We start from the raw sequence: 13,771 nt of genomic DNA, 5'->3' as shown, positions 1-13,771 counted from the left end.
CATGATCCGCAAGGGCCAATTTTCACCCAGTGGCCAATCGCCATTTCAGCAATTCGCTTCACTCGCTGCGTAGGTGTGTCCAGCGTCAGCTGGTTCTGCGACCTTGCTAAAAATTTGCGACAGAACCTTCCGGTCGCGGTACCGCCACCTCGGTCTGGACTATTTTCTCCAGATAGGCTGTCCCGCTGGAAACGCCCGTGCCGCTTTCTATGGCATGCGCAAGCGTGAGCCCATCGTAACAAAGCAGATAGGAGACGTTCGGAAAATCCGCGACGGAGCGGACAAGCCGTAAAAGCTCGGCAACCTCTCCCGGTTCGAGGCGGTCGACATCGTCGATCGCAACCACAATCCGGCAATCGAGATCGAGCAGGGCAGAAGCCAATCTGTCTTTTTGGGCAACAAGCGACGGTCCGTCCGTCTGTTCGGATGCGGCCGCAGCAATCTTCTCCAGCATGTCGCCGGCGGCAGACGCTCCAGGAACGAACAATCCGGCGACACCCGCGAGCTTTCCGATTGGTCCTAGATGCCGCGCAAAGCTCCGCACCTGCTCAACGACGTCGCCAGCCGCTCGCTTGGTCGCCTCGCCTGTCTCGCCGCGGGCGCTCTGTAGCTCGGCGATCGCTTTGGCAAAATCGTCGAATAGCGCTGTCAGCAGTTGATCGCGATCACCAATAAGCCAAGGTCTGAATTCGATGGCTGCGACTTTTGCCGGGTTCATTTCCCGTAGCCGCGCCAAAGTTAGCGCAAGCAGACTGGATTTGCCGGATCCCCATTTGCCTTCGAGGCCAAAAACAAACCCTTTGTTCGCGGCTTGCGAGGTCAAAGATGCGGCAATGCGTTCAGCAAGTGTCGCGAAGCCGAACAGATCCTCATTTTGTGACTGGATCGGCCTATCGCCGTTGAAAGTTTTCGCGTCCATTCAACCACAATGGACGGGCTGCGGGCGAAAGGCGAGTATGCTGCATCAGTACCAACCGATTTCTGTCCGAACTCACCATGAAACAATGCGGTTCTGCCACAGAGTGCGATCAGCCACGGTCATTTTTGAAAGGACTAAGTGACTGGATTCACGGTTAATAATAACTAAATTGACCAAAGCGGCATGGCAGGGCAAGAGGACGTTCAATGATCAGGTCTATCGGTGAAATGCTGGAGGGACTTCGGCAAGCCGAAGCGGAACGGCTCCACAAAAGTGACATCCGCCACGCTCCAACGATCGGCGCAATGTACGAGGGTCTCACGAAGGACATCCTGGCAAGGGCAATTCCGAAAGAGCTCGATCTTAAAATCGTCAGCGGCTTCATAATCGATGGCAATGGCAACTCAAGCGGCCAGATCGACTGTATGCTCGTGCAGGGTGAAGGCATCCCTGTCCCCTACGTCGATGGTCTGTTCCAGTGGCATGTGAGCGACGTCCTCGTCGTGATTGAGGTCAAAAAGAACCTTTTCGCGTCCGACCTCTCCGACGCGCATGACCAACTCCTCGGCGTCTCGGACATATTCAGCTCGTGGATACAAACACCTGGCCTCGCGGGCAGCTTCGATCTGGGCGCGTCTCGGCGAATTTATTCTGAATGCACAGGGCTGGTCGCCCCGGAACGAAATGAATGGCGAGCGGACAACCGCGCGAACCACCTCATCTGGCACACCATTATGGCTGATCAGATCGCGCCCCTGCGTATAGCCCTCGGCTATGGCGGGTATTCTACGGAAAGGGGCTTGCGGAAGGGATTTCTGTCCTTTCTGGAAGGAAACCTGAACAAGAAGGGTTTCGGCCCGCCCTCCTTGCCGAACCTGATCGTTGGCGACGGTGTGTGCCTGCTGAAACTCAGCGGTCATCCGTGGTCCGCTCCGGTCGGCAAAGACGGTTTCTGGCCAATCATGGCGAGTTCCCACGTCAACCCGACGTTCCTGATACTTGAACTTATCTGGACCAGGGTCTCCTATAAGGAGCCTGTCGCTGCAATCTTTGGCGACGATCTCGAACTCGAGAGACTGGCGCCGCTCATCGACGGACGACCACAGCCTCGCGAACCCGGCTCAGATCAATGGGGTTGGAACTACCGCATAGAAAACCTTTCCGCCCGCCAGTTGAAAGGCGAACACTTCGATCAGTGGGAACCGGTCGAGATCGACCTTGATCAGAATGTGGTTATATCCATTCTCTGCAACGAAGATCAAAGTGTAACCGATCCGGAATTCCTGGATTTCCTTCGAGGCAAAGGGCACGATCCGGAAGCATTTATCGACGCACTTTGCCGAACAACGCTTGTCGCCCGCCACGGATATACGCTGCAACTCACGACCTCGCAATGTCAGGTCGTCGCGCTACCCGACGGCCGGTTCGTCGCGGCCGACAACAACACCGGTCGATTAACCCGTTGGCTCGACAAATACATGGCGAACCGCAAAGGCTCTGTAGGCGCCTGATGCGAAGTCCCGGATCTACGTCCCCGCGACGCAGGTTCGGGTCTCAAGCCAACCCTGTTGTGCGATCCGCGCGAGATACCACGGGCCGCGGAAGAGCCATAAGCATCGGTACGAGCGAGAATTCTCATCGCCGCGCCTTTTCGGTGAGGTGCTCTTGAAGGGATGCGAACCCGCGGCCCGCCGGCCACTTGAAACTAACGTATTGAAAATAAGGCGACGATGTCCTCACCGCTCCGCGGTTGCCGGCGTGCTGTGTGAAATCGCTGTGGGCAAATTTGCATCCGCTTGACCGACAACGCCCTGCCTGGCATACAAAGCCTGGCCCTACACGCGGGCCGGTGTGCCCGCCACGCAAAGCTATGTCAGCGTTTCATTTCTGAAGTGTCACTCCGTGCCAATAGGCATGGTCTGGCCATTAGCGGGCACATGGTCGGATCATTTCAGGATATGGATATGACCGAAGCGAACAAACTTAGTAGCCTCAAGCTTCTTGCTAAACGATACGCGCGGGCCAACAGGATTACGCTACACCAAGCTCTTGACTTGGTTGCGGTGAAATTGGGTTTTGCCAATTGGACAAAGCTGATTTCCGTCAGCAAGAATGATTGGATGCCTAATTCCGAACAGATGGCGAGCGTTGAATCCTTCGTGGCACATGCTCTTCCGGTGCCGGATTTTCAGACCGGAGATCCCGAAGCGATGACCCGCCGCTTCGCACTTCTGGAACAGGCCGAGCATGGCGTGATTGGAGGTCATGCATACCGCCTTCAAGTGGCTTTCCACGACGTCATCATGGCCGGAGATGGGTGGAGTATCACGGTGCCGGGGAACCCTGGCGCGTCACCGATCGTCCAGACATCTACCGAAAATGATGGGAAATGCCCTGTTTTTGATCCAAAATTTCTTCAGAAGGCGCTTAGCCTGGTCAGAGATCGGGCGGTCCAGGTTGGTGGTGAGATCTCTACCGATTGGCCCCGACGGTCCACAAAACCTGACATCGACGGGGTGGTTCGCCACCCGCTGTGGGGCCGAGACTCGGGAGTGTGGTTCTGCTTACATTGTAACGGAACGATTACCGGTACTCAGATCGCTCAAAACCTCTGGCATTGCCCCGGGTGTGGCGCATCTCCTCTCGACATCTTCGACACGGCCTTCTGGTGTGAAGATGAGGGCAAATCTCTCCCGCCCGTGAAAACTGACAGCACCGTGGACGGGGACAAGCCCCGTTTCCGGGTTGTAGATGACGGACCCAAACTCGAGCTGAATGAGGAGAAGATCACTCTCCTCATCCGAAGTGCTTTGCTTGATGACGCCACGAACATCAGCGAGAGGCTCGGCGCGCTTCAAGCTCGGATCAGTGTCGATGACGAGAATGACGTCTGGATATCGCTAGAGGACGACTTGTGGCCGCACGACAAAGAGCCGGTTCAGGCTTTGATTGTGGCGGCCCAGCTGGGTATCGAGGTTGAACTTGAATCGATGTGGTCCTCCATACCTTTCGCCTGGCCTGGACTGGGCGAGCTAACCTCCAGCACGAGTGAGTATACGCAGATGATGCTAGATGCGTACGCTCAGTACGATCACTCGCCCGATAAGCAACCATAGTCGATTGCGACCAATCTTCCTGCGCAGAAAGCTATTTTGATGAGCAGGTAGGTTGATCGCGTTCTAGTCTGACTCGTTATCGACGTTCAGTGCGGCTGAGGCGACCGTGAGAATCGCGCGGCGATCATTGAGGCATTGAGGGTCCAAATGAGAGCCGATACGAAGGGCCGCCTATGCGCGCCTTGATAAGATTCGAACCACCGACCCTCATTATTGAAACTTCTGAGCTAACCAAGGCCGTAGCACTTTGACATCGACAAGAATGTCCGCTTGGTAAGAACAATATCGGCCAGCCAGATGGTGCGCGTTCCATATCGGTTTACTTGAGTCTCATCTGCAACACCTGCCCAAGAGCTTTCGATCAAAAGACACAAACTGAGATTGTCTCTCGCCAAACAACGACGAAGCGGCCATCGTTGCTCAACGGATCGATCAGCTACCAGGAGATGCAATGAACCGAGATCATCTCATTGTGCAGGAAACACGTAAAAAGGTTTCAGACCCTTATGACGTAGCCTACTTCGCAAAGAAGCACGGGATAAGCATCGCGGATGCGGCTCGCATAATCAACCTCCATCGTTCCGATAGAGATTCGGCAGATCGGGCAGCATACCATCTGAAAAACACTCAGTGATGCACCTGTCTTCTCCGCCGCCGTCGCGGGGTGCCCGCGCGTCCAAGTGGCTGCATCTGAACAATTGCATCCGACCGAAACATACCCCGCTGGCCAGCAAACTTGATCTGCAGCGTCGCGCTACGGTCGGCTGCCATAGGGCAGTGTAACGGCGGCAGAAGTTGGATGTGTCCGCCAATCCCAGCTGCAAGACGGGTCTTTCTCGGCAGAGAGCCCGATCGTTTCAGCGTGTTAGGAACTCGGACAGAATATTCCATAGTGGCCAATCACGGAATAAGACCTGTTGCTCGGTAAGCTCGGATCGTCCGGTCGTAGATGCCGATGTCCCGGCAGCCGCGCGCGACCAGCTGGGCCCCCTCGATGGCTGCGAAGATCGCCATCGCGTGTTCCTGGAGGCCCTGGTCGCTTGCGGAAGGCCTGGCCCGCGAGAGCACCTTGGCTAGCCAATCGACGTTCATAGCGGCGAATTTATCGACCTCGGTCCGAACCTCCGTGGGAAGGTCGTCAAGTTCCGCGCTCATGATTCCGCACAGACACATGCGATTGTCGTTTGCCAGAGCCGAGCGAAATATCTCGGTATATTTGTCTATGCTGCGGGTCGCGTCCTCGGACGTCGCCACGAGATCAGCGAGATAGGCCGCCCCCTCCTCGGTATAGCGACGCGCCAACGCTGCGCCAAGGTCGCCCTTGGTCGGGAAGTGGTAGTGCACGCTGGCACTTTTGATCCCCACCTCTTTCGCGAGCTCGCGAAAGCTGAGCGCATTGTAGCCATGCGACTGCACCGTCGCTCTTGCGGCGACCATGACCGCCTCGCGCATATCCGTTTTGGTTTTAGCCATCGTCCACTCTCGCCTATCACTCGATAGATAGTTGTTGACGTCGTAAAAGGGAAGAGCTAACTGGAGGCGCAGTCTATCTATCGATAGACAGACAAAAGGAGTCACCATGAAAATCTTTGATCGCCCCGGCTTTCCCAATCCGGCCCGCATCCGCATCGTGCTCGCCGAAAAGGGGCTCGAACCCCAGGTCGAGTTCGTCTCCGTCGATCTCATCGGCGCCGAGCACAAACAGCCGGCTTTCCTCGAAAAGAATCCTTCGGGCGTGCTCCCGGTCCTTGAGCTCGAGGACGGCACCTACATCAGTGAGGCCACCGCCATCACCGAGTATCTCGACAATCTCGATGGCGATCCGCGGCTCACCGGCAAGACGCCGAAGGAAAAGGCCGTCATCCACATGATGCAGAAGCGGGCCGAGACCGAGCTGCTCGATGCGGTCGGCAACTACTTCCATCATGCGACGCCCGGCCTCGGCGCCGAGCTGCAAGTGTTCAAGAGCCCGGAATGGGCCGGCCGTCAGGACTGGGGCAACCGCCAGCGCGATAAGGCGCTAGCCGGAATGAGGTATTTCGACACGGTGCTGCAGGACCGTTCGTTCGTCGCCGGCGATGCATTCTCGATGGCCGACATCACGGTATTTGCCGGGCTGATGTTCGCGGACGCAGCCGGCATTGGCATCCCTGAAGATCATTCCGCGCTGAAGTCCTGGCGCGCAAAAGTCTCCGAACTGCCGAGCGTCAAAAACCGCAGCGGCCAGATGTTCGTCGCGGAGGATCTGCGCAGGCTCGGCTTCTGATCCACCCGCACGAAAGCCGTGCGAACACGGCACCGACGCCCAACCACATTCGCCAATCGCGCCGCACAGGCGGCATAATTCTCACGGAGTTTCCTCATGTCTACGATCTCAACACCCGACAGCACTTCCCGGCGCAACCTGCTGAAAGGGACCGCCATCGCCGGCGTCGGGCTGGCGGCGGCCGGTGTCAGCGCGAACTCGGCTGCGGCAAAAACACCCGCGTCAGTCCATGCCGGGAAGCCCACAGGCGACCGCTTGGTCACGAAAGACGGCACCAGCCTCTACTTCAAGGATTGGGGCACCGGTCCGGCCGTGGTGTTCAGCCACGGCTATCCGCTCTCGTCCGACGCCTGGGAAGACCAGATGTTCTTCCTGTTGCAGAACGGCTATCGCGTCATCGCCCATGACCGTCGGGGTTTTGGCCGGTCGAGCCAGCCGTCCAGCGGTTACGACTACGATATCTTCGCCGACGATCTGGCGCAACTGGTCGAGGCGCTCGATCTGCGCGTGGCAACCTTCGTCGGCCATTCGATGGGCGGTGGCGAGGTCGCACGCTATGTCGCGCGTCATGGTCAGAGCCGCGTCGCCAAGGTCGCCTTCGTCTCTTCTGTGACACCCTTCCTGCTGAAGACCGAGACCAATCCTCACGGTGCTCCCAAGGAGCTGTTCGATACGTTCCGCGCCGCCGTGCAGGCAAACCGGTCGCAGTGGAATCTCGACGTCACCATGCCGTACTACAGCTTCAATCGTCCGGGGGCGCATGTCTCGGAAGGCTTGCGGGAGAGCTACTGGCGCCAGGGACAGGCAACCGGCTTGCCTGCCGCCTACCATGCGCTCGGGGCGTTTTCGGAAACCGATTTCCGCAACGATCTGAAGAAGATCACCGTTCCCGCGCTGGTGGTCCACGGCAGCGACGACCAGATCGTGCCGCTGGAAATCTCCGCGAAGTTGACCGCGGGGCTCGTTCCACATGCCAAGCTCATTGTCTATGAAGGCGGCTCGCATGGGCTGCTGCACGTCGACAAGGACCGCTTGAATGCCGACCTGCTGGCGTTCCTTCGCGGCTGATGGCGTGCAAAGGCCGGGGGCCGGCCGTAGCCCGGCCCCCGGCCTTTGCGTACGATCGAATGTGGGTCTGGCAATCAGGACGCCGCGATCTCGTTCACCGACGCGTCGTAAAAGAGATCGTCACCAAACTCCTCCCCGACGATGCCGCCCAGTTCTGCCGACAGTGACACCGCGGCGTCCAAAGGCGCAAACGTCATCGTCACCCGCTGCACGAGCCCGGTCTCGTCGCGCTCGATGACCCCCACCGCTTCCAGATCGAGGCCGGTGCGAAGTGTTGCCTGATATTGCAGGAAATGGCGCTGATCGATCCCACCGTAGAAGGTGGGCTGCTGCGAGGCGTAAAGCGTGCCGACCGCTTCGACCAGGCGCTTGATATTGTCACGGCCCGAAACCGGACGGCGCAGGACCGTCCCTCTCAGTTCGGCGTCATCGGCAAGATCATCGAGGAATGGGTGTTTTTCTCCGTTGCTGCCCGTCATGTCGTTCTCCGGAAGGCGTGATTTCTGGGGTGGCGGGTGAGCGCGATCCAAACTCAACACCGACCTTGCGGAACATGGTGTGTAATTGCACTTAAAGCAATGAGCCTTGGAATCGGGATGTGGCGAGCCTACTACTTTGTCCGTCGAACGCCGAGGTTCGGACTTGACACTGTGCAATTGCACATTTAGATGTAGCCCATGCCGACACCCACTGGTCCCCATCTCTGTTACGCCCTCGCCGCCCGCCAGAACGCGCGGCATCTGAGCCGTCTCTACGACAATCACCTGGCGCCAGTCGGACTGTCGGTCTCGCAGTTCTCCATCCTGTCACTGCTGGAAGCATACCAGAGCCTCAAGATCACCAGTCTGGCTGAAATGCTGAGCATGGAGCGCACCACTCTGGTCCGCGCGCTGAAGCCGCTGCAGGCGGCCGGATGGGTTGTCGCCGGGAGAGCCGATAGCGGCCGCGCCTTTGATGTCACGCTCTCCCCCTCGGGCGTAGCAAAGGTGGCGGAGGCCGTTCCTCTCTGGGAAAACGCCCAGGCCGCGTTTGAGCGCGAGGTCGGACAGGACCGTGCCGTGCGCATGCGCGATGAAATTCTGGAGCTGAACCTCGGCGGGTAGCTCTCTTTTTTTAGCTTAAAATGTGTAACTGCACACTTTGCTCTCCAACCACAAGGAGATAGAAATGACTGACAAGTTCCTCGTTACCGGCGCGACCGGTGAGACTGGCCGCTACACCGTCCAACGTCTGCTCGAAAAGGGTCATGCCGTCAGGGCCATGGTCCACAGGCAAGACGAGCGGGCCGACGCGCTTCGCAGCGAAGGCGCCGAGGTCGTGGTTGGCGACCTCTTCGAGCATGACGACGTGATCCGCGCCGCTGCAGGCGCCACCGCCGCCTATTTCTGCTATCCCGTCCGTCCCGGCATCATCCAGACGACCGCATATTTCGCCGATGCGGCCAGGCGCGCCGGGCTGAAGGCCGTAATCAACATGTCGCAGATCTCCGCGCGCGAAGATTCCAAGAGCCATGCGGCGCGCGACCACTGGATCGCCGAGCGGATCTTCGATTGGTCGGGCGTTCCCACCATCCACCTGCGGCCAACCTTCTTCTCGCAATGGCTGCTCTACCCGTTTGCGCGCAAGACGATCGTCGAACAGAGCATCATCGATCTGCCCTATGGCGCTGGCCGTCATGCTCCCATCGCGGCCGAGGACCAGGCCCGCCTGATCGCAGCGCTGCTGGCCGATCCGACCGCCCATATCGGCAAGACCTACACGCTCCATGGGCCGACCGAGCTCGACCAGCCGGGCATCGCCGCAGCCATCAGCGAGGTTCTCGGCCGCGAGATCAGCTACCAGCCGCTGACCATCCCCGCCTATCGCGAGCGCCTGGAAAAGTTCGGCCTGCCGGAGTTTCTGATCCAGCATTTCTGCGCGATCGCCCTCGATTACCAGAACGGCATTTTCTCGGGCGCCGACAAGATCATCGCCGAAGTGACGGGCGTGCCGCCGATGACCGTTCAGGACTTCGTCGCGTCGCACCGGGCCGCTTTCAATACGTTGGATGCGGCGGCGTAAGCCGCTCCGGTACGGCCCGGTGGAACATCGCAATCACTGGGTCGGAGCACCGGCCCCGTCCAAGACGCTCGTGGCGGCGCGATGAACGCGCCGCCCGGCCAACTTCCAGGAGAAGCAAGTTGAACATCGACCTTTCAGGTAAAGTCGCCCTCGTCACAGGATCCACCGAAGGCATTGGATTTGCCATTGCCCGTGGGCTCCATGAGGCGGGCGCAGCAGTCATCATCAACGGCCGCACCCAGCAAAAGGTCGATGCAGCGGTGGCGCGCCTCGGCGGCCGTGCGCGCGGTCATGCGCTCGATCTCGCCAGTGCCGAGGGATGTGACGCCATGATCCGGGCCGAACCAGAGCCGGACATCGTCGTCAGCAACCTCGGCATTTTCCAGCCGTTGGATTTCTTCGAGACCGACGATGCAATCTGGGACCGCCACTGGCAGATCAACGTCATGGCAGGCGTGCGGCTGGCTCGCGCCTACCTTCCGAAAATGGCTGCGAAGTCGTGGGGGCGCTTCATCTTCCTCGGTTCGGAATCCGCCTTCAATATTCCCACCGAGATGATCCACTACGGCGTCAGCAAAACCGCCGACGTCGCTGTCGCGCGCGGTCTCGCCAAGCGTATGGCCGGCACGGGCGTGACGGTGAACTCGGTGCTGCCGGGCCCGACCATGTCCGAAGGCGCCGCCGAAATGCTCAAGGGGCATGTCACGGCCAAACGGTCGTTCGAACAAGTCGGCATCGACTTCGTCAAGACGCATCGTCCGACCTCCATCCTTCAGCGGCCGGCAACGGTCGAGGAAGTCGCGAACATGGTGGTGTATGTCGCCTCCCCCCTCGCATCCGCCACGACCGGTGCGGCGCTGAGGGTCGACGGCGGCGTGGTGGACTCGCTCGTCTAGCACTCCATCCAAAGGGAGCCGCCGTTTCTGCGGCCTTCAGAGAACATCATACCAGGTCCCTGATGCTCCGAAGCGGCCTGGCGACGGGCTGCCCCCAACCTCTGCGAAAGGAATGCTCCATGAGCACCAGCGCCATGCCACTCGCCCAACCAAAGCCGCGCATCGACGCCGACACCCGGTTCGAGGCCATTGATTTCGTGAACCGGGTCAATTTCCTGTTCGACCGCTGGCAACCGGAGGAACTGCTTGCCGCATTCTCGGACGATGTGATCGTCGATCATCCGCTGGGCCGAAGTGCCGGCAAGGAGGAATTGGCGTCATTCCTGAAGGCCTACGAGCCCATCACTCATGGCGTTCGACGGCACAACTGCAACCATGTGATCGACGCCGGACCGGGCGACGACATTCTCGTCACTTACTACATCCTGCTCATCCGCATCGCACCGTCGAGCGAGGCCGGCAAGCTCAAGACCGCGCCGATGGAGATCATGGAATATGACGAGCATCTGCCGAAGCTGATCTCCTACGCCATGGTGACGGACCGGCTCACCAGAACGGAAACCGGCGACTGGCGCGTCCGCTACAAGCGGGTCGAGAATGTCTCCGAGGACAAAGCGTTTCATTTCTAGAAACGTCATGATTCTCAAACCCAGTGATCTTCGGGCACGTGGGAGGAGGCTCTCCCATGAACAATCCGGCCGGGCGCGCGAGGCCCGACCGGAATTGACTGTGTTGATGTCCGTTCAGAATGCACCGCAGCAGCAGGTACCAGCGCCGACCTTCTCGATGGCGGCGACGAGTGCGGCTGGATCGGTCACGAAGGATGTATGGCCCGTGGGCATGGACTCGACCTCGCTGATATGGGCGGCGGCGATCGAAAAATCATAGAGGTTCGCGCGGGGTGTGAGGTCACACCTATCTGCTGATCTCTGCTGAAGAGCGCTCGTGCTCCCATTGGCGGCTTCGCTTTTGAAGTAGCTTGTTAATAGTTCTGCATCGGTAGCCGCCGCTCTGCTAACGTTTAGGGCTGTGGATCCGATGCAATCGAGCGCCAAAGCGGATGGAAGCTACGCCGCCTCGTCCCGGCGGAACGTCTCAGTTGAAATCGCTGGGCATCTGCTCCCGAACCATCATGACCCGATTTATCAGGCTGATCTGCTCTAATGAAACCAGCAATACCGGCTACGCTTCGTCAGTGCTCAAGCGTTTGCGCCTCCGTCAACGGTAGGAAGTATCGACCTTTCAGATCGCGTCCCTCGATGGGGTAGTGGATTTCCGTCCCATTTCGATTTATCGGAACTGAGAGGCTGTAGCGCTCCGCTGAGCGCGCGCTCGTCCACTTGCCATCGTAACTCCTTCCATCGGGCGATCCCGCTCGATTCGTTGCAGCGATAAGGCGAACGGTCTGCGCTGAAGCTTGCGACGGCCTGATAGGGTCGAGGACCGCCCCAGAAGGCCGAGAACCACAGGCGGTCAGCGCCATTGCGAATCCAGCGGTCGAAAGTACCGCCCTTGTAACATTGAAAACCGATGACCGCACGGGAGCTACTTTTCAAATGGGGGGATCTCTAGCGAAGGATCGAAGCTACACCGCGAAGCCTTGCAGACGAGGACTCTGCATCGGTCTACCGCATCCTTCAGCAAATGCGCCTTCTTGGCTAGACCAGTTTTTCGCTCAACGTCGTTGCCGAATGCGGAACGCAGGTGACAAATGTGGTCTCGCATGTAGATCGGATCGTCGCGACGAACACTGCTGCCCATACGCCCGGCACCTGTCGTTGAGCTTGTCGGCAAAGAGGCTCTGATCATCACCGGATTCGCTGAACGCAAAGGGCACCGCTTGCCGGTTGTGTAAGGCCGCTAGCGCCGGAAATTTCGCCGATGATCCTCATTTTCGGGGCTCTCCGAAATCTTGCGCAGGAAGCTGCGCAGCTTCGACAGAAACATTCCCGGCTCATCGAAGTGATCGCTTTGCAAGGCAACCACGTCCGTGCGCTGCATCTCTTGCCCCCTACGAGCCAACACTTCTAGGCTGGTAATGAGTTCCGGCCGGGCCTCCATGGCATCGCTGACGCCTTTCCTGTTTAGGCAATATGCGGAAACCGACGTCAACGCCGTCGCAGTAGCGGCATAGGGCGTGCCTGTAATCATGCCGACCGCCCCCAAACTGCTCCCCGGTCCCAATCTGATGATAACGCTGCTCGATGGCGGGGAATCGCTAGAAATATCGACCGTTCCCGAGGCGAGGATGAACAGCATCCGCGGGTCATCCCCCTGCTTCATCAACTTATCACCGGCTGCAAACCAAACCTCGATTAAATGCTCCGCCAAAAGATTTCGATCGGCCTCTGTGAGCACGCCGAACCAGTCCGATTCCTGCAGCAATGTTGCAGCAGTCGGTACTTCAGGGCGCTTCCGGATAGGCACGCCCGGCACGGCGAGGGCAATCCCCGCATGGCGCAAATGATTTTGGACATGCCCGAGCAGCTCAGTTCGGGCAGCAACCAGCACCTCGACGCTTGGGATCGAGAAGCTGATATCATATGCGACGCCATCGCCCTGTAGTTCGGTGCGGGCCACGCTTGGTGCCGGCGTATCGGACATCAGCATGCAGGTCTTGACCGCTGCCGTCAGCACCGCCATGCAACGATCCGGCCGTTCGTTGGCGGCAAGCCGGACGGTGATCGAGACGCCACGAACGGTCGTTGGCATGCTGTGATTGACGAGTCGCGCCTTCGCCATGACGCTGTTCGGCACAATGGCCACGTCGCGGTTCATCGTGGCGATGTGTGTGGAACGCCAGTTGACTTGGATCACCCGGCCCTCGATCCCCCCTTCGACCCAAACCAGGTCACCTGGACTATAGGGCCGCTCTATGCCGACGGCGATCCCCGAAAAGACATCGGAGAGGCTGCTCTGAAGTGCCAGGCCCAGCACGATAGCGATGACGCCGGATGTGGCAAGCAGTCCCCCGATCGGTACCGCGAAAACGAAGTTGATGACCGCGAACAGTGTCAGCAGATGAATGAGCCCGGCCAGCAGATCGGAGACGATCCGGGACTCACGTGGCTTGGTCTCGAAGACCACCAGCAGACGGGCAATACCGATGGCGCATTGGGCTGCCATCAGCCACCAGCCGATTTCAATGAGCTGTTCCCAGACTTGCTCGCCTGGCTGCTGCGTGTCAAACGATGGCGCAAACGGCGAGCCGATCGTTAGGAAAACCAAATATGTTAGGATGGCAAACACGGCCAGACGCCACGTGGCTCGCGCCCAGAGTGGCCACCGCCGGGTGATCCATGGAACGATCACTGCCGCAAGCAATAAAAGTGTCGCACTGATGTGGGCTGCCTCTTCGGTCATGGGATTCCTAGTGCGATACAGAAGTCGAGCGAGTGCATCGACCACGGCGGGCTCTCCCCGCACGAGATCATTACCAAAGCCT

The 13,771-nt window shown here is 59.1% G+C and carries 13 protein-coding genes; 9 read left to right on the top strand and 4 right to left on the bottom strand.

The window, feature by feature from the left end:
• Positions 1 to 106: 106 nt before the first annotated feature.
• Positions 107 to 919 (bottom strand): KAP family NTPase, encoded by an 813-nt coding sequence (locus tag HJB83_RS03825; protein WP_259671268.1) that lies wholly within the window; start codon positions 917 to 919, stop codon positions 107 to 109.
• 206 nt (positions 920 to 1,125) lie between these two features.
• On the opposite strand from HJB83_RS03825, the gene HJB83_RS03820 reads away from it, so the two are divergent.
• The 3 genes from HJB83_RS03820 (at position 1,126) to HJB83_RS33950 (ending at position 4,669) form a co-directional block, all read left to right on the top strand.
• Entirely contained in the window at positions 1,126 to 2,430 is a 1,305-nt protein-coding gene (locus HJB83_RS03820; RefSeq protein WP_221159519.1) for a DUF6602 domain-containing protein, read from the top strand.
• 453 nt (positions 2,431 to 2,883) lie between these two features.
• On the top strand, positions 2,884 to 4,035 hold the full coding sequence (locus tag HJB83_RS03815) for a hypothetical protein (protein WP_221159518.1): 1,152 nt from the start codon (positions 2,884 to 2,886) through the stop codon (positions 4,033 to 4,035).
• 451 nt (positions 4,036 to 4,486) lie between these two features.
• Positions 4,487 to 4,669, top strand: a complete 183-nt coding sequence (locus tag HJB83_RS33950; RefSeq protein WP_259671267.1) for a hypothetical protein — start codon at positions 4,487 to 4,489, stop codon at positions 4,667 to 4,669.
• 266 nt (positions 4,670 to 4,935) lie between these two features.
• Here HJB83_RS33950 and HJB83_RS03810 read toward each other — a convergent pair whose 3' ends face one another.
• The gene (locus HJB83_RS03810; protein WP_221159517.1) at positions 4,936 to 5,508 is read right to left on the bottom strand and encodes a TetR/AcrR family transcriptional regulator; all 573 of its coding nucleotides are present in this window, start codon (positions 5,506 to 5,508) and stop codon (positions 4,936 to 4,938) included.
• Between the two features lie 106 nt (positions 5,509 to 5,614).
• On the opposite strand from HJB83_RS03810, the gene HJB83_RS03805 reads away from it, so the two are divergent.
• Both HJB83_RS03805 and HJB83_RS03800 read left to right on the top strand, forming a co-directional pair.
• Positions 5,615 to 6,301 carry a glutathione S-transferase family protein gene (locus HJB83_RS03805; protein WP_221159516.1) on the top strand — a complete coding sequence of 229 codons (687 nt, stop codon included), beginning with the start codon at positions 5,615 to 5,617 and terminating at the stop codon, positions 6,299 to 6,301.
• 96 nt (positions 6,302 to 6,397) lie between these two features.
• On the top strand, positions 6,398 to 7,369 hold the full coding sequence (locus tag HJB83_RS03800; RefSeq protein ID WP_221159515.1) for an alpha/beta fold hydrolase: 972 nt from the start codon (positions 6,398 to 6,400) through the stop codon (positions 7,367 to 7,369).
• A gap of 74 nt (positions 7,370 to 7,443) precedes the next feature.
• Here HJB83_RS03800 and HJB83_RS03795 read toward each other — a convergent pair whose 3' ends face one another.
• On the bottom strand, positions 7,444 to 7,848 hold the full coding sequence (locus HJB83_RS03795; RefSeq protein WP_221159514.1) for a hypothetical protein: 405 nt from the start codon (positions 7,846 to 7,848) through the stop codon (positions 7,444 to 7,446).
• Between the two features lie 198 nt (positions 7,849 to 8,046).
• Between HJB83_RS03795 and HJB83_RS03790 the strand changes: the two genes are divergently transcribed.
• The 4 genes from HJB83_RS03790 to HJB83_RS03775 all read left to right on the top strand — a co-directional run bounded on the left by HJB83_RS03790 (position 8,047) and on the right by HJB83_RS03775 (position 10,955).
• The gene (locus tag HJB83_RS03790; RefSeq protein WP_221159513.1) at positions 8,047 to 8,472 is read left to right on the top strand and encodes a MarR family winged helix-turn-helix transcriptional regulator; all 426 of its coding nucleotides are present in this window, start codon (positions 8,047 to 8,049) and stop codon (positions 8,470 to 8,472) included.
• A gap of 64 nt (positions 8,473 to 8,536) precedes the next feature.
• Positions 8,537 to 9,430, top strand: coding sequence for an NmrA family NAD(P)-binding protein (locus HJB83_RS03785; protein WP_221159512.1), 894 nt, complete (start codon positions 8,537 to 8,539; stop codon positions 9,428 to 9,430).
• A 119-nt stretch (positions 9,431 to 9,549) separates the two neighbouring features.
• Positions 9,550 to 10,326 (top strand): SDR family NAD(P)-dependent oxidoreductase, encoded by a 777-nt coding sequence (locus HJB83_RS03780; protein ID WP_221159511.1) that lies wholly within the window; start codon positions 9,550 to 9,552, stop codon positions 10,324 to 10,326.
• A 119-nt stretch (positions 10,327 to 10,445) separates the two neighbouring features.
• Positions 10,446 to 10,955 (top strand): nuclear transport factor 2 family protein, encoded by a 510-nt coding sequence (locus HJB83_RS03775; RefSeq protein WP_221159510.1) that lies wholly within the window; start codon positions 10,446 to 10,448, stop codon positions 10,953 to 10,955.
• A gap of 1,231 nt (positions 10,956 to 12,186) precedes the next feature.
• Here HJB83_RS03775 and HJB83_RS03770 read toward each other — a convergent pair.
• Positions 12,187 to 13,689: a mechanosensitive ion channel family protein gene (locus tag HJB83_RS03770; RefSeq protein WP_221159509.1), complete on the bottom strand. Its 1,503-nt coding sequence runs from the start codon at positions 13,687 to 13,689 to the stop codon at positions 12,187 to 12,189.
• Between the last annotated feature and the right edge of the window lie 82 nt (positions 13,690 to 13,771).

The organism is Rhizobium sp. NZLR11 (assembly GCF_019685115.1).
GTDB lineage: Bacteria > Pseudomonadota > Alphaproteobacteria > Rhizobiales > Rhizobiaceae > Rhizobium.
Note: the sequence above shows the minus strand (reverse complement) of the source record. Positions and strands in the feature narration are given on the sequence as shown.

Bases quoted from the DNA above. Each gene is read 5' to 3' on its own strand.
- HJB83_RS03810 (WP_221159517.1), bottom strand. From the start codon at position 5,508: ATGGCTAAAACCAAAACGGATATGCGCGAGGCGGTCATGGTCGCCGCA.
- HJB83_RS03825 (WP_259671268.1), bottom strand. From the start codon at position 919: ATGGACGCGAAAACTTTCAACGGCGATAGGCCGATCCAGTCACAAAAT.
- HJB83_RS03805 (WP_221159516.1), top strand. From the start codon at position 5,615: ATGAAAATCTTTGATCGCCCCGGCTTTCCCAATCCGGCCCGCATCCGC.
- HJB83_RS03820 (WP_221159519.1), top strand. From the start codon at position 1,126: ATGATCAGGTCTATCGGTGAAATGCTGGAGGGACTTCGGCAAGCCGAA.
- HJB83_RS03785 (WP_221159512.1), top strand. From the start codon at position 8,537: ATGACTGACAAGTTCCTCGTTACCGGCGCGACCGGTGAGACTGGCCGC.
- HJB83_RS03800 (WP_221159515.1), top strand. From the start codon at position 6,398: ATGTCTACGATCTCAACACCCGACAGCACTTCCCGGCGCAACCTGCTG.
- HJB83_RS03770 (WP_221159509.1), bottom strand. From the start codon at position 13,689: ATGACCGAAGAGGCAGCCCACATCAGTGCGACACTTTTATTGCTTGCG.
- HJB83_RS03815 (WP_221159518.1), top strand. From the start codon at position 2,884: ATGACCGAAGCGAACAAACTTAGTAGCCTCAAGCTTCTTGCTAAACGA.
- HJB83_RS03775 (WP_221159510.1), top strand. From the start codon at position 10,446: ATGAGCACCAGCGCCATGCCACTCGCCCAACCAAAGCCGCGCATCGAC.
- HJB83_RS03790 (WP_221159513.1), top strand. From the start codon at position 8,047: ATGCCGACACCCACTGGTCCCCATCTCTGTTACGCCCTCGCCGCCCGC.
- HJB83_RS03795 (WP_221159514.1), bottom strand. From the start codon at position 7,848: ATGACGGGCAGCAACGGAGAAAAACACCCATTCCTCGATGATCTTGCC.
- HJB83_RS33950 (WP_259671267.1), top strand. From the start codon at position 4,487: ATGAACCGAGATCATCTCATTGTGCAGGAAACACGTAAAAAGGTTTCA.